General features: G+C 67.3%; 19 protein-coding genes. 5 read left to right on the top strand and 14 right to left on the bottom strand.

The annotated features are described in order from the left end of the window. Nucleotides 1–119: 119 nt before the first annotated feature. The 3 genes from ACZ75I_RS11430 to ACZ75I_RS11420 are packed head-to-tail and all read left to right on the top strand — an operon-like array spanning nt 120 to nt 4,869. Nucleotides 120–1,967, top strand: coding sequence for an amidohydrolase (locus ACZ75I_RS11430; RefSeq protein ID WP_346476997.1), 1,848 nt, complete (start codon nt 120–122; stop codon nt 1,965–1,967). Continuing rightward, on the top strand, nt 1,946–3,229 hold the full coding sequence (locus ACZ75I_RS11425) for an alginate export family protein (RefSeq protein ID WP_346476990.1): 1,284 nt from the start codon (nt 1,946–1,948) through the stop codon (nt 3,227–3,229). The genes ACZ75I_RS11430 and ACZ75I_RS11425 overlap by 22 nt, the downstream gene beginning before the upstream one ends. Beyond that, the gene (locus tag ACZ75I_RS11420; protein WP_472957899.1) at nt 3,223–4,869 is read left to right on the top strand and encodes an MFS transporter; all 1,647 of its coding nucleotides are present in this window, start codon (nt 3,223–3,225) and stop codon (nt 4,867–4,869) included. Before ACZ75I_RS11425 ends, ACZ75I_RS11420 begins: the two co-directional genes overlap by 7 nt. A 124-nt stretch (nt 4,870–4,993) precedes the next feature. Here ACZ75I_RS11420 and ACZ75I_RS11415 read toward each other — a convergent pair whose 3' ends face one another. Continuing rightward, entirely contained in the window at nt 4,994–5,818 is an 825-nt protein-coding gene (locus ACZ75I_RS11415; protein ID WP_472957898.1) for an alpha/beta fold hydrolase, read from the bottom strand. Between the two features lie 186 nt (nt 5,819–6,004). Here ACZ75I_RS11415 and ACZ75I_RS11410 point away from each other — a divergent pair, with 186 nt between their 5' ends. Further along, nucleotides 6,005–6,391 carry a hypothetical protein gene (locus ACZ75I_RS11410; protein ID WP_065196127.1) on the top strand — a complete coding sequence of 129 codons (387 nt, stop codon included), beginning with the start codon at nt 6,005–6,007 and terminating at the stop codon, nt 6,389–6,391. A 76-nt stretch (nt 6,392–6,467) separates the two neighbouring features. Here the strand turns inward: ACZ75I_RS11410 and ACZ75I_RS11405 are convergent, their stop codons facing one another. The 13 genes from ACZ75I_RS11405 to ACZ75I_RS11345 all read right to left on the bottom strand — a co-directional run bounded on the left by ACZ75I_RS11405 (nt 6,468) and on the right by ACZ75I_RS11345 (nt 19,066). Further along, nucleotides 6,468–7,172 carry a DUF2968 domain-containing protein gene (locus tag ACZ75I_RS11405; RefSeq protein ID WP_032954256.1) on the bottom strand — a complete coding sequence of 235 codons (705 nt, stop codon included), beginning with the start codon at nt 7,170–7,172 and terminating at the stop codon, nt 6,468–6,470. A gap of 99 nt (nt 7,173–7,271) precedes the next feature. Next, nucleotides 7,272–9,422 carry a TadG family pilus assembly protein gene (locus tag ACZ75I_RS11400; protein ID WP_180869650.1) on the bottom strand — a complete coding sequence of 717 codons (2,151 nt, stop codon included), beginning with the start codon at nt 9,420–9,422 and terminating at the stop codon, nt 7,272–7,274. Between the two features lie 8 nt (nt 9,423–9,430). Then, on the bottom strand, nt 9,431–9,904 hold the full coding sequence (locus tag ACZ75I_RS11395) for a DUF3613 domain-containing protein (RefSeq protein WP_472957897.1): 474 nt from the start codon (nt 9,902–9,904) through the stop codon (nt 9,431–9,433). Then, complete coding sequence (locus ACZ75I_RS11390) at nt 9,901–10,791, bottom strand: tetratricopeptide repeat protein (RefSeq protein ID WP_180869654.1); 891 nt, start codon at nt 10,789–10,791, stop codon at nt 9,901–9,903. The genes ACZ75I_RS11395 and ACZ75I_RS11390 overlap by 4 nt, the downstream gene beginning before the upstream one ends. Continuing rightward, entirely contained in the window at nt 10,791–11,726 is a 936-nt protein-coding gene (locus ACZ75I_RS11385) for a type II secretion system F family protein (protein WP_472957896.1), read from the bottom strand. Before ACZ75I_RS11385 ends, ACZ75I_RS11390 begins: the two co-directional genes overlap by 1 nt. Nucleotides 11,727–11,754: 28 nt before the next feature. Further along, nucleotides 11,755–12,711, bottom strand: a complete 957-nt coding sequence (locus ACZ75I_RS11380; RefSeq protein WP_472957895.1) for a type II secretion system F family protein — start codon at nt 12,709–12,711, stop codon at nt 11,755–11,757. Nucleotides 12,712–12,713: 2 nt separating this feature from the next. Next, nucleotides 12,714–14,060 (bottom strand): CpaF family protein, encoded by a 1,347-nt coding sequence (locus ACZ75I_RS11375; protein WP_061479830.1) that lies wholly within the window; start codon nt 14,058–14,060, stop codon nt 12,714–12,716. Beyond that, nucleotides 14,045–15,301 (bottom strand): AAA family ATPase, encoded by a 1,257-nt coding sequence (locus tag ACZ75I_RS11370; protein WP_472957893.1) that lies wholly within the window; start codon nt 15,299–15,301, stop codon nt 14,045–14,047. The genes ACZ75I_RS11375 and ACZ75I_RS11370 overlap by 16 nt, the downstream gene beginning before the upstream one ends. Nucleotides 15,302–15,329: 28 nt before the next feature. Then, nucleotides 15,330–16,688 carry a type II and III secretion system protein family protein gene (locus tag ACZ75I_RS11365; RefSeq protein WP_111200617.1) on the bottom strand — a complete coding sequence of 453 codons (1,359 nt, stop codon included), beginning with the start codon at nt 16,686–16,688 and terminating at the stop codon, nt 15,330–15,332. A gap of 18 nt (nt 16,689–16,706) precedes the next feature. Further along, the gene (gene cpaB, locus ACZ75I_RS11360) at nt 16,707–17,744 is read right to left on the bottom strand and encodes a Flp pilus assembly protein CpaB (protein WP_472957891.1); all 1,038 of its coding nucleotides are present in this window, start codon (nt 17,742–17,744) and stop codon (nt 16,707–16,709) included. Nucleotides 17,745–17,769: 25 nt separating this feature from the next. Beyond that, complete coding sequence (locus ACZ75I_RS11355) at nt 17,770–18,246, bottom strand: TadE/TadG family type IV pilus assembly protein (RefSeq protein WP_061479834.1); 477 nt, start codon at nt 18,244–18,246, stop codon at nt 17,770–17,772. Next, complete coding sequence (locus ACZ75I_RS11350) at nt 18,243–18,788, bottom strand: A24 family peptidase (RefSeq protein ID WP_134969148.1); 546 nt, start codon at nt 18,786–18,788, stop codon at nt 18,243–18,245. Before ACZ75I_RS11350 ends, ACZ75I_RS11355 begins: the two co-directional genes overlap by 4 nt. 89 nt (nt 18,789–18,877) lie before the next feature. Then, on the bottom strand, nt 18,878–19,066 hold the full coding sequence (locus tag ACZ75I_RS11345; RefSeq protein ID WP_005416979.1) for a Flp family type IVb pilin: 189 nt from the start codon (nt 19,064–19,066) through the stop codon (nt 18,878–18,880). Between the two features lie 693 nt (nt 19,067–19,759). Here ACZ75I_RS11345 and ACZ75I_RS11340 point away from each other — a divergent pair. Continuing rightward, on the top strand, nt 19,760–20,740 hold the full coding sequence (locus ACZ75I_RS11340; RefSeq protein WP_061479836.1) for an AraC family transcriptional regulator: 981 nt from the start codon (nt 19,760–19,762) through the stop codon (nt 20,738–20,740). Nucleotides 20,741–20,782: the final 42 nt, after the last annotated feature.

The following is a 20,782-nucleotide window of genomic DNA, read 5'->3' as shown; positions in this document are numbered from 1 at the left end:
GTCACGATCCCCTCGATCACGGCCGCCGCAACGTGGTGCTGGCCAGCGGCGCCGCTGTTGCGCTCGGCCTGGCAGGTCGTGCCGGTGCCGCACTCGATTCCACTTCCAAGGAGCGTCGCATGAGCACGCTGGTCATCCGCAATGCCCGCATTACCACCCTCGACCCGCAGCAGCCGCATGCGCAGGCGCTGGCTGTACAGGAAGGCCGCATCGTCGCCGTCGGCAGCGACGAGGAGATCATGCGCGGCTGGGGCAATGAAGCGACCTTGATCGACGCCCAGGGCCGGCGCCTGCTGCCCGGCCTCAACGACAGCCACACCCACCTGATCCGTGGTGGCCTGAACTACAACCTGGAGCTGCGCTGGGACGGCCTGCGTTCGCTGGGCGACGCCTTGGACATGCTGAAGGCCCAGGTAGACCGTACTCCCGCGCCGCAGTGGGTCCGCGTGGTCGGTGGCTTCACCGCCGCGCAGTTCAACGAGAAGCGCCTGCCGACGCTGCAGGAGCTCAACGACATCGCGCCGGATACGCCGGTGTTCCTGCTGCACCTGTATGACCGCGCACTGCTCAACCGCGCCGCGCTGCGCGCCTGCGGCTACAGCAAGGACACGCCGGATCCGCCGGGTGGCCAGATCGTGCGCGATTCGCTGGGCAACCCGACCGGGCTGCTGCTGGCCAAGCCCAATGCGCTGATCCTGTACGCCACGCTGGCCAAGGGCCCGCGCCTGCCGATCGAATACCAGGCCAACTCGACGCGCCATTTCATGCGCGAACTGAACCGGCTTGGCATCACTTCGGTGATCGACGCCGGCGGTGGCTTCCAGAACTACCCCGAGGACTACCAGGTCATCGAGCAGCTGCATCGCGATGATCAGCTGACGGTGCGCATCGCCTACAACCTGTTCACCCAGAACAAGGGCAGGGAAGTGGATGACTTCCGTGGCTGGAGCGAGATCCTGCAGCCGCGCCAGGGCGATGACCTGCTGCGCCACAACGGCGCGGGCGAGATGCTGGTGTTCTCTGCCGCCGACTTCGAACTGTTCAACGAACCGCGCCCGGAACTGCCGCCGGAGCTGGAGCCCGAACTGCACGACGTGGTGAAGCTGCTGGTCGAGAAGCGCTGGCCGTTCCGCATCCACGCCACCTACGATGAGAGCATCACCCGCATCCTCGATGTGTACGAACAGGTCAACCGCGAGGTGCCGTTCGATGGCCTGCACTGGTTCATTGACCACGCCGAGACCATCACTCCGCGCAATATCGAGCGCATCCGCGCGCTGGGTGGGGGTATCGCCGTGCAGCACCGCATGGCTTACCAGGGCGAAGCCTTCGTCGAGCGCTACGGTGTGCAGGCGGCACGGCACACGCCGCCGGTCAGGCGCATGTTGGCCGAGGGCGTGCCGGTGGGCGCAGGCACCGACGCCACCCGCGTGGCCAGCTACAACCCGTGGGTGGCATTGTCCTGGCTGGTGACCGGGCGCACCGTGGGCGGGTTGGCCCTGTATGGCGAGGAAAACCTGCTTGAACGCGAGCAGGCGCTGCGCCTGTGGACCCAGGGCAGCGCCTGGTTCTCCGGCGACGAAGCAGTAAAGGGGACATTGAAGGTTGGTCAGCTGGCCGACTTCATCCTGCTCTCGGCCGATTTCTTCCGCGTCGACGACGCGCAGATCGCCGACATCACCAGCCTGCTGACCGTGGTCGGCGGGCGCATCGTGCATGCCGACGGCGATTATGCTGGCCTGGCGCCGCAGCTGCCGCCGGCGATGCCCAGCTGGTCGCCGGTCAACAGGTTCGGTGGCTACCATGTCGGCGGTGCTGCCACCGGGTTGGCCGCCGCCCATCGCCACCATCACGGCGTGGCCTGCAGTACGCATGGTGCTCACGGTCATGCCGCGCAGCATGCGGCGCCGACCGATGACCTGGCCGCCTTCTGGGGCGCGATGGGATGCTCGTGCTTCGCGTTCTGAGCCTGGCGCTGCTGGCCGTGCCATCGCTGGCGCTGGCCTGCGAGGGTGGCCATTGCACTGACGCCGGTGACGGCCAATTGCGGTGGGACGCCTCGCTGCGCCTGCGTGGCCTGTACTACGACCCTACCCGGTTCGGCATCGGTGGCAGTGAAGATGGCTATGGCCTGCTGCGTGCACTGGCTTCGGCCACCTATGTGGAGGACACCTGGCAGGCAAAACTGCAGCTGGGCGTGCATGCCGAGAACGGCAAGGCAGGCGGCCCGGGCCGCACCGACCGTGGTGCCTTGGACGTGCAGCAGGCGTACTGGCGCTGGCAGCGCGGTGGCTTCCATGTGCAGCTCGGCCGGCAGGAAGCCGGCTATGGCAGCTCGCGGCTGTTGTCGGTGCGCGATGGGCCGAACATCCGCCTGGCCTTCGACGGTGCGCGCCTGGGCTGGAAGGGGCGGCTCGGCACGCTTGACCTGATAGCGCTGCGGCCGGTCGAGAACCGGCCGGGTGCCTTTGATGATCGCAGCGAACACGGTGCGCACCTGTGGGGTGCCTATGCCACCGCGGCACGCGGGCAGGGCGTGGGACAGTGGGATCTGTACCTGCTGGACTATCGTCGCGACGGTGCGCGCTTTGCGGCAGGCTCGGGAACCGAGCGCCGGCAGACACTCGGTGCGCGCTGGTTCGGCCAGTCAGGTCTGCTGGACTGGAACAGTGAGCTGGTGGCGCAGGGCGGTGAACTGCGTGCCGCCACCGGCCCACTCAACATCCGTGCCTGGACGCTGGCGACCGACACCGGCTGGCGCTGGACGGAGCGGCCGCTGCAACCGCGGCTGGGGCTGAAGGCCGACATCGCCAGTGGCGATGGCAACCTGCACGACCGGCGACTGGGCACCTTCAATGCACTGTTCCCGAAATCGGCCTACTTCAGCGAGGCCAGCCTGCTGGCCCCGGCCAATCTGATGGACCTGCAGCCGACCCTGGCCCTGCGCCTGCACGACGCGGTGACGACGGAACTGGGCGTACAGATGGCCTGGAAGCATCGTCGTGCCGATGCGGTCTACACCACGCCGGCGCCGCTGGTGGCGTTGCCGGGCAGCGCCGGTGGCGCGCGCCGCATCGGCACCCAGTACAAATCCGAAACCCGCTGGCAGGCCAGCGAACACTGGCAATGGCAGCTGCAGCTGGCCTGGGTCGACGCCGGTCCTGCACTGAAGCAGGCTGGAGGCCAGGACACGCTGTTCGCCTCGATCGTTGGAGCATGGCAATGGTGAACGCAACCGCGTCGCAACCCCCCGTACAGGCCGCAGGGGCCTGGTCCCCGCTGAAGATCCAGATGTTCCGTTCGATCTGGCTGGCGATCCTGGCCAGCAACATCGGCACCTGGGTCAATGATGTGGCCGCCGCCTGGGTGATGGCCGAGCGCACCGGTTCGCCGTTGATGGTGGCCCTGGTGCAGTCGGCCACCACAGTGCCGATCGTGCTGCTGGCGCTCGCTGCCGGCACCCTGGCCGACATTGTCGATCGTCGGAAGTACCTGTTGGCGACCCAGGGCTGGATGCTGCTGGTGGCCGCAGCGATGGCTGCGTTGACCGCGATGGACCTGCTGACCCCGCAGTTGCTGGTGCTGCTGACCTTCTGCATGGGCTGCGGTGCGGCGATGGCAATGCCCGCGCAGGCCGCCATCGTCTCCGAACTGGTGCCGCAGCCGATGCTGGCCTCGGCGGTGGCGCTGAACTCGATCGGCATCAATATCGCCCGTTCGATCGGCCCGGCCATCGGCGGCGTGATCGTCGCCCAGCTGGGTGCGGTCTGGGCGTTCGGCTTCAATGCCATCACCTTCGCCGCGATGCTGTTCGTGGTGTGGGGTTGGAAGCGTGACCCAAAGCAGTCGAGCTTGCCACCGGAAGGCTTCGGTGCCGGATTGAAAGCGGGCCTGCGCTATGCCAGCCGTGCCGGAAGGCTGCAGGCTGTGCTGATCAAGTCGGTCGGCTTCTTCTTCTTCGCCGCGGCAATGAACGCGCTGTTGCCGGTGGTGGTGCGTGGGCAGATGCAGGGTGGGGCGGGGCAGTACGGCATGCTGCTGGGCTGCATCGGCATCGGTGCAGTGGGCGGTGCCTTGCTGCTGCCGAACCTGCGCGCACAGCTGGATCGCGACCTGCTGGTACTGCTGGCGACGTTGTCGCTGGCCCTGAGCCTGGTCGGGCTGGCGCTGACCCGCAGCTGGTACGTGCTTCCGGCGGTGATGCTGGTGAATGGATTTGCGTGGATCACCGTGCTGTCGTCGCTGCAGATCGCTGCGCAGACTGCGGTTCCGGCATGGGTACGTGCGCGTGCGCTGGCGCTGTACATCATGGTGTTCTCTGCCGGCATGGCCGCCGGCGGCCTGAGCTGGGGCGCGCTCGCTCAGCGCACCTCGCCCGAACTGGCGTTGCTGGTGGCAGCGGCCGGTGCGGTGATCGGTGGATTGCTGGTGTGGCGCGTGCGCATCGCCGGCACCGAAGACCTGAACCTGCGCCCGGCCGGGCACTGGCCGGCACCCGAGCTGTCGGTGCCGGTGTCGAACGATCGAGGCCCGGTGCTGGTCACCATCGAGTACCGCATCGATGATGCTGATCGTGCCGCGTTCCAGGCGCAGATGCGCGCGATGGGATCCATCCGTCGTCGCGACGGTGCGGTGGTCTGGGGCGTAGTCGAAGACGTGGCAACACCGGGAATCCACCTTGAGTATTTCGTGACCCCGTCATGGCTGGAGCACCTTCGCCAGCACGAGCGCATCACCGCCGACGACAAGGCGATCCAGGAAGAACTAAGCGGATTGCATCGGGGAGAGCGCGCGCCGGTGGTGCGCCACTTCGTGGGTGGCCATGATCCGCTGCCCGCCTCCGTGCCACATCACCATGCCGACATCTGAGCCGTCGCGGGTAGAGCCGGCCGCTGGCCGGCTGCGCAGGATCGCGATGGATTGATCGGGGTGCCGGCCAGCGGCCGGCACTACCGAAGGGGCGGCGGCACCGTTGCGGCGCCGCCGCGATACCTCACTTGCGTGCGAATGCCAGCAGATCGGCGTTGAACTGGTCGGCGTGGGTGATGGTCAGGCCATGCGGCGCACCGGGGTACACGTTCAGTTCTGCATCCTTGATGATCTGCGAGGACAGCTTGGCCGAGGCATCGAACGGCACGATCTGGTCGTCATCACCGTGCACGACCAGCGCCGGCACGTCGATCTTCTTCAGGTCCTCGGTGTAGTCCACTTCCGAGAATTCGTGCACGCAGTCGTACTGGCCCTTGACGCCACCGAGCATGCCCTGCAGCCAGAACGCATCGCGCATGCCCTGGGTGACGTTGTTGCCATCCCGGTTGGCGCCGAAGAACGGGGTGGTCAGGTCCTTGAAGAACTGCGAACGGTCGCCGCCGGTACCCTTGCGGATACCGTCGAAGACCTCCAGCGGGGTGCCGGCGGGGTTGCCAGCGGTCTTCAGCATCAGCGGCGGCACGGCACCGACCAGCACCACCTTGGCCACGCGCGCGCTGCCGTGGCGGCCGATGTAATGGGCCACTTCGCCGCCGCCGGTGGAATGGCCGACCAGGATCGCGTCATTCAGGTCCAGCGCTTCGATCACCGCGGCCAGGTCATCGGCATAGGTGTCCATGTTGTTGCCATCCCAGGTCTGGCTGGAGCGTCCGTGGCTGCGGCGATCGTGGGCGACCACGCGGAAGCCGTTCTGGCCCATGAACAGCATCTGCGGATCCCAGGCATCGGAAGACAGCGGCCAACCGTGGGCGAACACGATCGGCTGGCCGGTGCCCCAATCCTTGTAGAAGATGCGGGCGCCATCGGCGACGGTGACGAAGTTGCTCATTGCAGGTTCCTTGGCGGAAGGGAGGGAAGGCTTCGGCAGGATGCCGGTGCCTTCGGCAGTACAGCGCAGGCGCAGGCGACCGACTTGCACGGCTGTGCTGGATTGCATCGGATGTGACGCGTATCGCTCTGGCAGGACGGGAGCCGTGTGCCGAGGATGAGCGCAGCCCGCCACAGGAACGCACGGATGCCCGCCATGCGATGGTCGCTGATGCTGTGCCTGCTGCTGCCCATGGCAGCGCCGGCACAGACCCATGTCTACAAGTGCGTGGATGGACCGCACCCGGTCTACCAGCAGACACCCTGCCAGGGGCGTGCCGCATGGCGCTGGGACGTGCCCGCGGAGCAGTCATTGTCCCGCGGCGCTGTGGCGCCAGCGGCCTCGACACCGAAGCCATCGCCCCGGCCACGGCGTGCGGCGCGGGCGCACGGTGCGCTGATCACGATCAGCACGGATGCGGCGGCCTGCGAGCGTGCCCGGCGTGATCGCGAGCAGGCGTTGCTCAAGCGTCGGCGCCTGGACTTCGTGCAGCGCCGGCAGCTGGATGACGCGGTCTACGGCGCCTGCCAGTGACGCGGGGGCGCTGAAGTGCCGAAAACGACAACGGCGCCATAGGGCGCCGTCGCGTGGAGTACCGTGAGTGCAGCTCTCAGCGACCGTCGCTGGCGGCGGCCGGTGCGGGCACGCTGTCCGGCTTGGGCAGGCTCAACTCCGGGTTGCCCTGTTCGGCCTGCAGGATCTGGATGCGGCGCTGCAGGGCGTCCAGCTGGCTGTTGGTGCTCTGCACGTCGGTGCTGAGGCTCACGGCCTGCTGCTGGGCCTGCTGCAGGGCGGCGCTGACCTGGGCCGACTGCGCCTGCTGCTGTTCCATTTCCTGCTGCAGGGTACGCAGGCGTTCCTCGTTGTAGGCCACCAGGCGCTCGGTGTAGCGCTTGCCGGCTTCAAGGCGGGTGGTGTCGATGTAGACCTGGGCCAGCTGTTCGGACTGCTGCGCGAAGGTGCGGTAGACGCGCTCGGCGTTGTCCACCGCATCGGTCTTGATCACCCGCCAGAAGTTCTTCTCCTGGAACAGGGCGACGTAGTAGGTCAGGGTGTTGGCATTGAACAGCAGGCTGGCGCCGTAGTTGCCGTTGTAGGTGGTGCGCAGCTCGGTCAGCTGGCGCGAGTCCATCAACTGCTTGAGTTCGTCCACGGTATTGCGCACCACCGGCGCGCTGCGCGCCGGTTCGGCTGCCGCCTCACGGTCGCCACGTGCGGCCATCGCTGCCGGTGCCACCAGCATCATGACCACGGCCAGCACTGCCGCGCTGCGCGCGTGCCGGGCAAAGACCGCGCCCCCTGAAGTTTCTCGCATGTCTAGACCATCCACGGATGAGTGTGGGTTGATATGAAGGTGGTTCCCCGCCGGGAGTCTAGCATGGGTGTGGGCGCCGCCAAGGGCGCCCGTCACGGGTCAGTAGACCAGCTGTGCGGCGCTGCACTGGATCGACTGCACGTTGACGTCGGTCCGGCCCAGTTCAAGGCCCAGCACGCTGGCCAGCAGGTTGGTCAGCAGGGTGCCGACACTGTTGAGCACCGGCCGCAGTGCGGCCAGGATCGGCTTCAGCACGGTGCACAGCAGGCCGCTGCAGCTGACGCTGCCATCGGGGTTGGTGACACCCGTTCCCCCGGCACCATCGAGAAAGCCGGCCGGTGCGGTCTGGATGTACGACGCCAGATTGTTGCGCACGCAGCCGTTGTAATCGATCAGGTTGCCGAGCAGGCTGTCGCAGCGGTTGATCAGCAGGCCGCCGACCAGCGAGCCAAGCAGGCCATCGAGCAGGCCCAGGCCCTGGCCGGTGACGGTTGTCCTGTAACCGGTCCACACCGAACCGTCTTCCCAGCAGGTGGTCAGGCCCAGCAGGCAAGGCTTGGGGACGCCATTCTTCACCGTCCAGTTGCCCAGCGGGGCGAGATTGCGTGCCGGATCGCCATCGCGCAGCAGCGGGATGACCTGGTCGACGTTGTAGCGTCCGCCAGTCGGAAAGGCCGCCTGCAGGTAGCGATCGGCCAGCGCCTTGGCGGTGTCGTTGGCGTTCATTCCCTGCTTGGGCGAATTGAGCATGCCCGACAGCACCCGTAGCAGTTCGTTCACCAGGCTCGACACTGCGTCACCGATCGCGAGCGGATTGAACCGGGTCGAGCCGGTCTCGCCCGCAGCCAGGGTCAGGGTCTGCGAGCTGGTCAGGGCCGGCAGGGTAATCCTGTCGTTGATCAACGGCTGGCCCAGCAGCTTCAGCAGCTGTTCGTCCTGCAGCGTGGCGTCGCAGACATTGGCCTTGGAGAAGCGCTGTGCAGGGTCGACATTGCCGACGCAGGCGCGCAGCACCGACGAGTCCACCTGGATCGTGGCCTTGGGTGGATTGCCGCCGCACTGGATACCGGTCAGCGTGCCCATGCCGTTGGCCACATCGACGTGCAGCGGCAGGTGCAGGCGCGTGCCAAGCAGGTTCAGCAGCGGCCCCAGCGCGAACAGGTTGTTGCTGTCCACGTCCGCCATCAGCCGCACCTGCGCGTTGTAGGCACGGCTGCCGACACCGCCGATGGCGATCGATGGCGGCTCGACCACGCCTGCCTGGATGCTGATGCCCAGCAGGTCCAGTCCCTTGACCGCCACGCCGTTGCCATCGTTGGCGATGGAGATCGCGGTGCTGATCAGGTTGAGCACGTTGATCTGTGACTCCAGTGCGCTGCCGACGGTGCCGTCGGGCGAGACAACTTCGGCAAACAGGCCACCGCCGCCGGACTGGCTGCCAAGCACGATGTTGAGCTTGTTGATGTCCAGCTGGGTGGCAACCAGATCGGACAGGGCGCGCAGCTGCACCCCCACTGCGGAGTCACGGCCGACCACGGTGGCGGTAGCATCGACCAGCTGTGCCAGCGAAATCTTGTTGACCGACAGCAGGCGATTGAAGTCGGCCACGCTGAGGTTGGCGCTTACCGGTATGTTGAGCGCTTTCAGCAGGCCGGACGGAGTCACGTTGGCCTGCGCCAGGCCGTCATAGGACAGCACCGTGGCATTGGTGACGTCCAGGCCAACCAGGCGCAGGGTGGACAGCAGCACAGAATCGCCATTGGTCCTTAGCAGCTGCGAGCCGACTGCAAACACCGCGGTGGGTTCGGCACGGCGCGCCACGGCCTGCACGCTCACGGTGGGCAGGCTGGAAGTCTGCCCGAAGAAGGGCAGCACGCTGCGCTCGGCGATCACCTGAACCGCATTGCGGGGATTGCTGGCATCGACGCTGGTGACGAAGCGGGTGCCGGTGCCACGGCTGGCGCTCCAGTTGCCGCAGCGGATCTGCAGGGTGCCTGCGAACCCGTTCTGGGCCACCGCATTCTGCCGGGCAGCGCTGTTGTCGCTGTTGTCCGGGCTGCACAGCTCCAGTCGCTGTGCGCCGGCCAGTGCGGCAAGGTCGGCCACCTTCTGCGCATCACGCTTGGCCCAGAACAGATAGCCGATCTCGATCAGGCCCAGCATGGCCAACAGCGCCAGCATGACCAGCATCATCGTGACCGACATGCCGCCGCGTGCGCGGCTGAAACTGAACTGGCGTGGGCGTTTCATGGCCGACCTCAGCGTCCGGAGGAGGAGGCGTCCTTGGACCAGGAGACATCGGTCTCAAAGAAGTCCGGGATCTCGTGTTCAAAGCTCTTCAGGTAACGCGCATAGCTCAGCGTGGCCTGGTCACCCAGGATCGGCAGCCGCTGGCCGGCCTGCTGCCCGGAGGCCTGCAGGCGGAACAGATTGCGGGTCGCCTCGCCGCTCTGCAGGCGTGCACGCGGTGCGGCGGGCGGTGCTGAAAGAGGTGCGACGTCGGTTGCGATGGTCGACGCTTGCGCCCCAGTCACCTCGGCGGATGCGGCCGGTGCGGCCAACTCCACGGTGGGGAGCGGTTCGGCCCGCATCGGCGCCGTGCCCGCTGGCGACGGCGAGGGGCCACCGAGCATCTGTCCGGTCAATGGCTGTTGCTGCGCCTGCACGGCACCGCCAACAAGCAGGCAGCACAGCACGGGCAACAGGCGTCGGATCTGGCGCATCGTGGTCATGGTGTGCTTCCGGTCGGGTTGTCGGTGGCGCTGAAGCGTTCCAGCATCGAGGGTGGCAGGCGTTGCGGATCGCGTTGGTCGCGCGGGTCGCGGTGGGGTTCGCCCGCCAGCCGTGCGCCGCCCGATGCACGAGCGCCACTCTCGACGCTGGCCGTGTGTGCAGGTGCGGCTGCGTTGGCGGCAGCAGCGGCCTGTCGTTGCTGCAGGCGCGTCCGGATCTGCTGGGCCTGCTGCTGGATGCTTCGGCGCGTTTCCTCGTTGAGGCTGGCCTGCGCCGATAGCCGCTCCGCCGTGGCCTTGTCGCCGCGCAGTACCGCCCAGAGTGCAAGGTTGGCCGTTGCCTTGGCGTTGCCCGGTGAAAGCTCCAGGGCCTTGGCCAGCGGCTCGCGGGCCTGATCGAACCGGCCGGCACGCAGCCGTGCGTAGCCCAGGTCGCCCAGGTAGTCGGTGTTCAAGGGCTGCAGCTGCGTAGCGCGCGCCAGCGCCTGTTCGCTGCCGGCATCGTCGTCGCGACGTGCGGCGATCAGGCCCAGGCCATGGGCGGCCGCCGCGGCCTGCGGCCCGCTGGACAGCGCGCGATACAGCGCGACCGCCGCGTCGGTCTGGCCGGTTTCACGCAGTGCGTCGGCCTGCAGCAGGCGCAGGGCAGGACGATCACCATAGCGCTGGCGGAAGGCCTCCACATGGGCCAGCGAGGCATACCAGGCGCCCTGCTGCTGCATGCGTTCGATCAGCTCCAGATAGGCGTTGCGACTGTCCTGCGGATCGGGTTCCGGCGGCGCAAGGCTGGGCGCCCGCACATACTTCGGCGTGGTCGAGGCGCATCCACTGGCCAGGGCGGCGAGGGTGACGGCAAGCAGCAGGCAGGAGGTGTGCAGGGCAGGCATCAGGGAGATCCCATCTTGGACAGGGTGGTGGCCAGCGCGACCAGCGCCGGGCCGGCAAGCACCAGCATCAGTGCCGGCAACAGGGTCAGCATCATCACCACGGTCATCTTCACCGAGAGCTTGCCGACCTTTTCCTTCAACGCGTTGCGGCGCTGTTCGCGCAGGCGGAGGCTGAACTGGCGCAACGGCTCCTGCACTGCGCCGCCGTGCGCATGCACCTGCAGGATCAACTGCATCAGGCTGGCCAGGTCATCATCGGCGTAGACCTCGCTCAGCCGCCGCAATGACTGCGCGCGCGTGCGGCCATGGGTATAGGCCACATTGGCTTCCTGCAGTTCGCCGCCGAGTACCGGCAATGCATCGCGCAGCTTGTCGCCCAGCGTCTGCAGGCTCTGGTCCATGCTGAAGCCCACGCCCTGCAGCAGGCGCAGCAGGTCGATCAGCAGGGGCAGCTCGTTCTCGACCGCACGGCGGCGGCGCTTGACCCACGACGACAGCACGAACTTCGGCAGCAGCAGCCCGGCCGCCAGCGCACCGATCACCACCATCACCTTGGCAAGCCCGTGCGCGCTGCTGAACGCCAGCGCCAGCGCCAGCACCAACAGGGCAAGCAGCAGGCGCAGGCCGAGATAGATCGCGGTACCGCGGCGCGTGTTCCAGCCAGCCAGGTCCAACAGCAGCTTGTCTTCGTTGGCAAGCAGCGCGGCCTCCAGGCGGCCGCCACTGAGAGAGCGCCCGAAGCGCTCGATCCAGCCCAGCGAGTCGCGGCGCGTGGCCTCGGCGTCGCGGCCTTCTTCACGCGGCTGAAGGGCGGTTTTCAGTGTGGCTGAGGTGCGGTGCTCGCGATGGCTGCGCACCCAGCCGGCGATACCGAGCAGGGCGACGCCGGCTGCCAGCACCAGCAGCGAAAGGGCGAACCAGGCGCTGGCGCTCATCGGGCACCTCCGGGGCGGCTGCGGGCGGTCATAGCGATTTGGCCAGGCGGTACAGCAGGAACGCCCCGAGCAGTTCCAGGCCCAGTGCGATCAGCAGGATCCTGTGACCGAGCGGGTCGTGCAGCACCGGCTGGAAGAACACCGGGCTGGAGATCGCCATCAGCACCGCACTGGCGGGTGGCAGCAGCCCCAGCACCCAGGCCGACATCCGTGTTTCCGAGGTGGTGGCCGCCAGTTCCTGCTGGGCCTGTTCCAGGTCGCGCATGAAATCGCCCATGCGTTGCAGGATCTGGTCGGCGCGCCCACCAATGCGCACGCTCACTCCGATCACCACTGCCAGCACCTTCAGTACGTCCATCCGGTACGGCTGCGCGGCCAGGCTCAATGCACGATCCAGGTCCATGCCGCTGCGTGCATAGCGCACCGTGGTGTCGAGCAGGCCGCGCAGTGGCGCGCTGGTCTGCATCGAAGACACCTGGAACGCGGCCTGCAGGCTGTTGCCCAGCGCGGTGAGGCGGACCAGGTTGTCGAGAAAGTCCGGCATCTGGTGCAGCAGCTGCGCGCGCAGCTTCGTGATCCGGCGCATCACCCACAGCCAGCAGCCCAGCAGGTACAGCAGCAGGGTCAGCGGAAACATCCAGGCCGTGCCCAGCCGCATCGCCGCCACAACCGCAAGCACCAGTCCCGGCACCAGCAGCATCAGTGGCAGCTTCCAGCCCGGCTGAAGGCCGGCGCGCTGCAGGACACCGTCCCACGGCAGTACGCGGGTCCCAGTGCTGGCCGGGCGGGTCGAATCGTTGGCCGCCGCAACGGCAGGCCCGGCCGGTACTGCGCCGGCCGCGCTGCCGCGCGCCAGTTGTTGCTCGGCATGCTGCAGCGAGGCCTGGCGCTGCTCACGGCTGGCGGCGGTGCCCCATAGCCAGACGGCCAGCGCCAGCAGCACCGAGATGATGCTCAACACGCCCAGCAGCAGGCCGGTGCCCATGCTCAGAAGTCCCCGTAGAGCGATTCACGCAGTTGCTGGCGGAACGGCTCCAGCTTGTGCGAGTGCGGATGGAAGCCCAGGCCGATCCAGCGGTCGGTCTCGCGGCCGGCGGCGTCGATCTGCACCTCGTGGCGGAACATTTCCTGGGTGGTGATCAGGTTGTCACTGACCCCGGTGATCTCGGTGATCGAGACCAGCACCCGGCGCCCGCTGCCCAGCCGCGAGATCTGCACGATGAAGTCGATGGCGCTGGCAATCTGCCGGCGCAGGCTGTCCTCGCTGCCCTGGAAGCCGGCAAAGCCTGCCAGCATCTCGATGCGGTACAGGCAGTCGCGCGGCGTGTTGGCGTGGATGGTGGCCATCGATCCGTCATGGCCGGTGTTCATCGCCTGCAGCATTTCCAGCACTTCCGCGCCACGCACCTCGCCGACCACGATGCGGTCCGGGCGCATGCGCAGACTGTTGCGCACCAGGTCGCGGATGCTGACCGCGCCCTGGCCCTCGGCGCCACCGATGCGGCTTTCCAGGCGCACCACGTGCGGATGGTTCAGCGAAAGCTCGGCGGTGTCCTCCACGGTGATGACGCGCTCGCTGGGTGGCACGTAGCTGGCCAGTGCATTCAGCAGCGAGGTCTTGCCGGAGCTGGTGCCGCCGGAGACCAGGATGTTGCATCGACCCAGCACCATTGCCTTCAGCAGGGCCTGCATCGGTGCGTCGAAGGTGCCCTTGGCAAGCAGCTCGTCGGGGGTGAACGGGTCCTTGCGGAACTTGCGGATGGACACCATCGGCCCGTCCACCGCCAGTGGCGAGATGATCGCGTTGAGGCGGCCGCCGTTGGGCAGGCGCGCATCGACCATCGGATTGGAATCATCCAGCCGGCGGCCAAGCGGCGCGAGGATGCGGCGCAGGATGCGCAGCAGGTGGGTGTCATCGGTGAAGCGCTGGGTGGCACGCCGGAGCTGGCCACCCTGCGAAACGTGCACGTCCTTGAAACCGTTGATCAGGATGTCTTCGATGGAGGGGTCGTGGAGCAGGTCGTCCAGCGGGCCGAAACCGGTCAGCTCCTTGACCAGGCCCTCGGCAACCACCTGCATCTCTTCTTCGTTGATCGGGATGCGCCATTCCTGGATGAAGCCCACGGTCTGTACCTGCACCCAGCGGGCGATGGTATCCGGGGCCCAGGAATCGATGTCGATGCGCTCGTCCTCGATGCTGTTGAGCAGGTGCTCATGCGCGGCCGACAGCACCTTCTGGTACTGCTCGGTCTGTGCGAACGGCAGGTGGCCCGGGCTTTCGTGCAGCAGCGGGCGGGCAACGGCATGCGGGAACGGGGTTACCTTGTCTTCCATTGCGATCCACCCAGGGCAAGGGAGAGTCTTTCCCGCAGGCCATGCGGCTGGACCGGGCAGGCAGCCGGGTCCAGCCGTGACACGAGCGGGGCGAGGGCACGCAGGTAGGGATCGCGCGGAGCATCCTGCAGCAGCAGGCGGCCCTGGCTGGCGGCAAGGCGCACGCGCGGTCGTTCAGGCAATGTCGCCAGCAACGGCACTTCGAAGCGGCGTGCGATCTGTTCCGGGCTCATGCCGCTGCTGTCGTCGTGACGGTTGATCACCAGTTGCAGGCGTTTCTCGCGCTCGCGCTGGCCTGCAAGATGCTTCAGCGCCTGGTCCAGCGAGACCAGCGTGGCGATCGACGCATCGGTGACCAGCCAGATTTCGTCTGCCTGGTCCAGCAACAACGGCGGCAGCTGCCGCAGCGGGCAGCCGCCGGCATCACACAGCACGCTGGCGAACACCCCGCGCAGGCGCTGCAGCAGCGCGCCAGGGTCGGACGGGGGCACGGCATCACTGCCGCCGGCACGGTCCAGCAGCACCAGCCCGGAGTCATGGCGCGCCATCGCGGTGCGTGCGAGGGTGGCGTCGATGCGGCTGGCGTTGCGCAGCGCATCCTCGTAGTGGAAGCGGCTGTCGAGATTGAGGTACAGCGCAAGGTCACCGGACGGCTGTGCCAGTTCCATCAGCAGGCCGTCCTGCTGCACTGCATCGCCCTGGGCAAGGGCCCGCGTCTGTTGCGCCAGCACCGAAAGATGTGCGGCCAGGGTACTGGTGCCGACGCCTGCGCGCACGCCCAGCAGCACGATCAGGCGCGCCTTGTGCGCGTGCTGCGCCACCGCGGCCGGGCGCGGTGACAGCGCACGCCGCAGGGCCGCCTCGATGCCAGCGTTGTCACTGTCCAGGTCCAGCACATCGCGCAGGCCGGCGCGCAGCGCGATCACCACGCCTTCGACCTGGCCGGCGCTGGTGGCGCCGACCGCGACCAGCGCCAGGTCCGGTTGGGTCTGCTGCAGCTGCTGTGCCAGCACGCTCGAGGCAGCCGCGTGCTCGGGCCGGAAGTCAAGCAGCACCAGGCTCTGCGGGGCGCGTTGCAGGTCCTGCGCAGACGTCGGCGCACTGCTGTCCTGCCAGTGCAGGGTGGTGGTCGGCGGCAGCTTGGCAGCCAGCCGGGGCAGCAGTTCGCGGTCAATGCCGTACAGGACCAGGTTCATCGGCGGTCCTTGCGGATGCAGCGGCTGGGCGGTGGCGTAGGGCATGGGCGTGGCTCCGCAGGCGTCATGGAAGTCAGCGCGAGAAGCCGGGCACCGGGTCCTGGCTGACCGGCCCCAGCAACCACGACCCCCATTCGGGAAGATGCGGCTTGGCTTCGCGCTCGCCAGGCAGCGGCAGTTCGGTGTTGCGTGCCAGCGGCTGCACCAGACGCGGGGTGACGATGATCACCAGCTCCTTGTCCTGGCGCTTGTAGTCGAAGTTGCGGAAGAACGATCCAATGATCGGCAGGTCGCCCAACAGTGGAATCTTGTTGACGTTGGAGACGATGTTGGAGCTGACCAGGCCACCGATGACGAAGCTCTCGCCATCACCCAGCTCGACCGTGGTATCGGCGCGACGGGTGGTGATCGAGGGAATCTGCACGTTGTTGAGCACGATCGCGTTGCTGTAGTCGAGGTCGCTTGCCTCCGGCGCCACCTTCAGCGCGATCCGGTTCGGCGCCAGTACCGTTGGGGTCACGGTCAGGCCGATGCCGAAGGGCTTGTAGGTGATGGTGGTGGTGCCAAGCCCCTGCGGCTCCAGGATCGGCAGCTCGCCGCCGGCCAGGAAGCTGGCGCTCTGGCCGGACAGTGCCACCAGCGTCGGCTCGGCCAGCACGCGCGCCATGCCATTGCTCTGCAGCAGTTCGACATCGGCGTTCCACAGTCCCTTGGTCGAGCCGAACACCAGCCGGAACGCCGAGGAAATCGGCGACACGGCCTCGTTGCTGCTGTTGCCTTCCTTCATGCCGGGCAGCAGGCCGGTATTGCCGGGCAGGCCAGTGCCGGGCCGCGCGAAGCCATAGGCGAAGCCGCCGTTGCGGTTCTGGAAGTTGATGCCGATCTGCTTCATCGCGGTCTTGTTGAACTCGACCACCTTGACCTCGACCTGGACCACGCCCCCACTGTTGATGGTGGACGCATCGGCAAGCATCCCGTCCTTGCCCAGCGCCATGGCCGCAGTGCGCTGTTCCTGCATGTGCGTGAGCATGCTGTCGGTGCTTCCCTGCAGGAGGCCCTGCTGGTCCTGCTGGGTGAACACCAGCCCGGTACCGCCGGTGCTGGCGGCGCCCTGTACGGCGCTCTGCACCCGTACCGTCAACCGCTGTGGCTCGGCCTGTCTGCGGTGCCACAGCAGCAGGGTGGTGGTGCCAGGCGTCTTGCCGACCAGCAGCGCTTGGCGCTGCCCGCGCAGCATCACGATGTCGGCTACACCCGGGTCGGCAATGGCCACCCGCTCCAGGTCGGCCGGCAGGTTCCAGGGACGCTGTTCGCGCGCCTGCAGCACCAGGTCATCGGCGGCCACGCTCGTTGCCGGCGCCAGCAGCACCAGCAGCAGGGCCAGCCAGCGCTGGCGGAGGGAGAGGCGTGGACGGCGGCGACGTTCGGTCATGGATGCACTCGATGCAGGTCAAAGGGAGGCACGGGATGCGGAACTGTCGCCGCGGATGATCTCGATCCCCGACGCGCGCGGTGCACTGCGACGTGACGCCGGCGCGCGCGCCGGTGCATCCGGGGTGCTGCGTGGCGGTGCACTGCCACGTCCGGCCAGCGCGTCGCTGTCGATACCGGCAAAGGCGTGGTTCTCCGGCCGCTGCAGGGCGAGCTGCTGTTCGGCGTCGAGCCCACGCAGCGGGTCGATCACTCCGCGCGATTGCGGGAACAACGCCAGGTCGGGCAGGCCGGTATCGGCGGGATTGCGCAGGGCCAGGAAAAGTTTGCCCTGCTGCGCACCCAGCAGCAGCCGGTTGGCGTCGGCCACCGGTACCGCAAGCACCGCGCTGCGTGCGGGTTGCGGCGCTTCATTGCTGCTGCTCTGCGTGCTGCCACTTCCGGTGATGTCGGCAGCGCGCGGGTCGTTGCGGGTGTCGGCCTCGCTGTCGGAAGTAGTGTCTGTGGCCAGCGGCACGATGTCCTGCTGGCCGTAGCTCAGGACGCGCAGGCGCGACAGCAGCAGGCGCGTCTGCGCCGCTTCGCCAGGGCTGTTGATGTTGGGCTGGGCGTTGCGCAGGTTGAGGAAGACGTCGACGAAATCACCGGGAAGGATGCGGTTGCCGGCACCGACCAGTTCGTCCACGGGCACGGCCAGGGCACGCTCGCCCGGCCGCAGCTGCAGCGAGAAGCCCTGAGCCAATGCGCTGCCGTTGATCACACTGCCTTCGGCAATGTCCTGCACCGGCACCTTGCCGGTCACGGCGGCAATGCTGGTAGCGGCGCCGGGGACGGGTGCGGTGCGCTGGGCCAGGCGCAGGCCGTTGGCGCTGATCGGCTCGCCCGCAGGCAGGCGTGCCACGGCTTCGACCACGGTGATCGCTTGGGTCTCGTTGCGAGCGACCGGCGCGACCGTTGCAGGTGCGGCGGGTTTGCGCCCGATCATGAAGGCGATCAGCGCCAGCAGCACGGCCAGGCCGATCAGGGCGACGGCAGCGATGCGGGTCAACTTGAGCATGGAACCATCTCCAAAGTACCGATCATCAATTGCCGCTGCCGAGATCGAGCTGCGCGACCGCGACGCTGCGGATGGGGGCCTGCATCACCCACTTGTAGAGCGTGGCGGTGCCGGGCAGGAAGGGATGGCTGGCGTAGTCGTAGCTGACCGTCACGGTCATGCACTGGGCCGTGGCCAGACCGGCGCAGGGTGCCTGTGCCGACACCACGATGGCGTTGCTGCCCCCCGCGCTGCAGTCCACGTTCTGCTTGGAAAACTGCAGCAACCATTGCATCGAGGTGCGTGCGGCGACGCAGGCGGCTGTGCGTCGTTCGCTGGCGGTGCCGTAGCGCAGCGAGGCACGCGCGCCTTCGGCCGATGCGGTGGCCAGGGTCTGTTGCGCAGCCATGATCATCACCCCGGAGAAGGTGAACAGCAGCAGCGGCAACAGGCCGAGCATCAGCATCAGGGCGAACTCGATGCTGGCGACACCGCGTTGCAGGCGTGGGCTGCGGATGTTCATGGTGCACCTCCGTAGATGCTGGCCAGCACCCAGCCGATGGCGGCCAGTGCCAGGTAGGCTGCATAGGGAATGCCACGTCGTCCCTGGCGGGCGGCCTGCATGTCACGCAGCACCGGATGCGCTTGCCACTGCGTGCTGGTGCGATTGACCTGCATCTGCAGGTGACCGGGCAGCAGCACGCCCAGGCGGCGACCGGCCAGCACCAGTACGGCATGCAACCCAGCCGCGAGGCTTGCCACCAGCCAGACCGGCAGCAGCGCCTGCCAGCCCAGCATCAGGCCCAGCACGGCAAAGAACTTCACGTCCCCGGCGCCCATCCAGCGCAGGGCATGGAACGGCAACAGCGCCAACAGGCCGACCGCCGCGCCGGCAAGGTGGGGCAGCCACGGCTGGCGCGGCGCACTGAACTGGCCGACGACGATCACCGCAGTGGCGATCACGCACGCGGCGACCAGCCAGGTGTTGGGCACCCGACGGGCATACAGATCACTGATCGCGATCCGCAGGCACACGCCGATGGCCAACAATCCCAGCACTGTCATCGCACACTCCATCGTCCGTCACTGGACGGTCTTCGCCTGGTTCCATGCGCGCCGCCGTCGCGGCCCTGCCGGCCGCGCGCGGTCGCCGTTCAGGTCGTCGAGCCCGAAGCCTTGGTGGCCAGTGCGGAGAGGTTCTTGAACAGCGTTTCGAAGAACCCCTTGATCTGGTCGTTGCCGACCGCAATCAGGACGCCAGCTATCACGGCAGCCAGCAGCCCGTACTCGAGCGCGGTGACGCCGTCTTCTTCCTTCAGGAATTTGCGGATCGATGCGTTCATGACCAATGTCTCCCTCTACCTGTCTGCGGATGCAGTACACCTGCGTTGGGCGGTGGCCCGGCTCCGCCGGGATCGTCCGTGGGCCTCCGCGCGTCCTGGCGGAGGAGGCACGGCGGGACAGGCCCGCTGTGCTCAAGCAGGGTGATCGTTTCCAGGCGGGACATTGGCCGCACGGTCGCGACCGGACGGCCCGGGGCCGGTGGTCGAGGCATCCAATGATGCGTGCGTGGTCATGCTGTCCCCCTGGGTGCGGCCAGATCAGATGGCTCGATCACCGTAATGTCGACTTTGCCTGAACGGCGGTTGGCTGCAACCGGAACCTATATGCAAATTCGGCAGAAACCCCGGAAGCCTGAAAATTCCGGATGGTTTTTGTGACGAAAATCCGTTCGCAGGCAAAACGATTCATTGTCGTGTAGATAATGTGATTCGCCTTGTGGTTCCATGCGAAAACCGTGCCACCTGCTCAGACATTTTCTTCACTTGTGTATCCCGTTTCATCATTCAGCGCCGCGGGTTTACCTTTGCCGATTATTGGGCATACTCGTATTCAAGCTCTTGCATTGATTTGTACGATCGCATCGACGCCGGCGCTGCCGGCGTGGCAACGGAAATGGATTCTGGATCGTTGCGCGCCCTGTCAGGCAGTGGGGGCCGCAGCGGATGGCGGATCAACGGGGGGACAACACTGTCATGGTCGATGGTGGGGTAGAGGACAGCGACGACAGCGGCCTTCGGTCGATAGACCTGGCCACGCTGAGCGGCGTGCTTCGCGTCTGCGATGTCGAACTGCTGCTGCTGGATGGCAACGGGCCACGGGCGGCGTTCGCTTCGCGCGTGCACGAGGAAGCCCTGTTCTGCAGCATCAGCTGCGGCTTCCATTGCCGTGGCCGTTTCATGCTGCCGCCGGACTGGGCGATGCTGGGGTACCTGCACGCAACCGATGAAACGATGAGCTGGTGCCACGGCGTGCCGCTCTCGCCGGGCATGGCGCTGACGATCATGCCGGAGGGCATCAGTGAGTTCACCCTGAGCCCGGGCACGCACATGACCCTGATGCTGGTGCCGGTGGCCCGCGTCCAGCGCAAGCTGACCGAACTGAGCCTGCGCAGCACGCCACCTGCTGGTCAGGCACTTTCGCTGTTCAACCTGGCCAGCGACGCCGCGCCGCTGGCGCGCCATTACCAGCAGCTGCACCTGCAGCTGGGACAGGGGGCAGGGCTGCAGCCGGATGAAACCGAGAACCTGCTGCACGAGCATGTGCAGGCCCTGCTGGGCGCCGGTGCGGCGGATCGCCCGGGCTGCACCCGTGCGCGGCGCACGCATTATCTGATCGCGCAGCGTGCAGAGAACTTCATGCGGCTCAACCTGCGTCGCAATATCTACATGAACGAGATCTGCGATGCCGCCGGCGTCAGCGAGCGCGGCCTGCGCTATGCGTTCGAGGACCTGTTTGGAACCTCGCCGAACCGCTACCTCTCCATGCTGCGCCTGTGCGCGGCCTGCCGCAGCCTGTCGATGGCAGACTCCAGCCGTCGCTCGGTGAAGGCGATCGCCCTGAGCTGCGGGCTGTGGGACCTGTCGCGCTTCGCCGACAATTACCGCAAGGTATTCGGCGAACTGCCGCGCGACACCCTGATGCGCGCACCCGCGCAGATCGGCCAACCGGCCTGATCCAGGCCCGGCAAGGGTTTTTGCGGTGTTTATGCCGGAATT

The sequence above is a fragment of the Stenotrophomonas sp. X genome (genome assembly GCF_055721025.1).
Note: the sequence above shows the minus strand (reverse complement) of the source record. Positions and strands in the feature narration are given on the sequence as shown.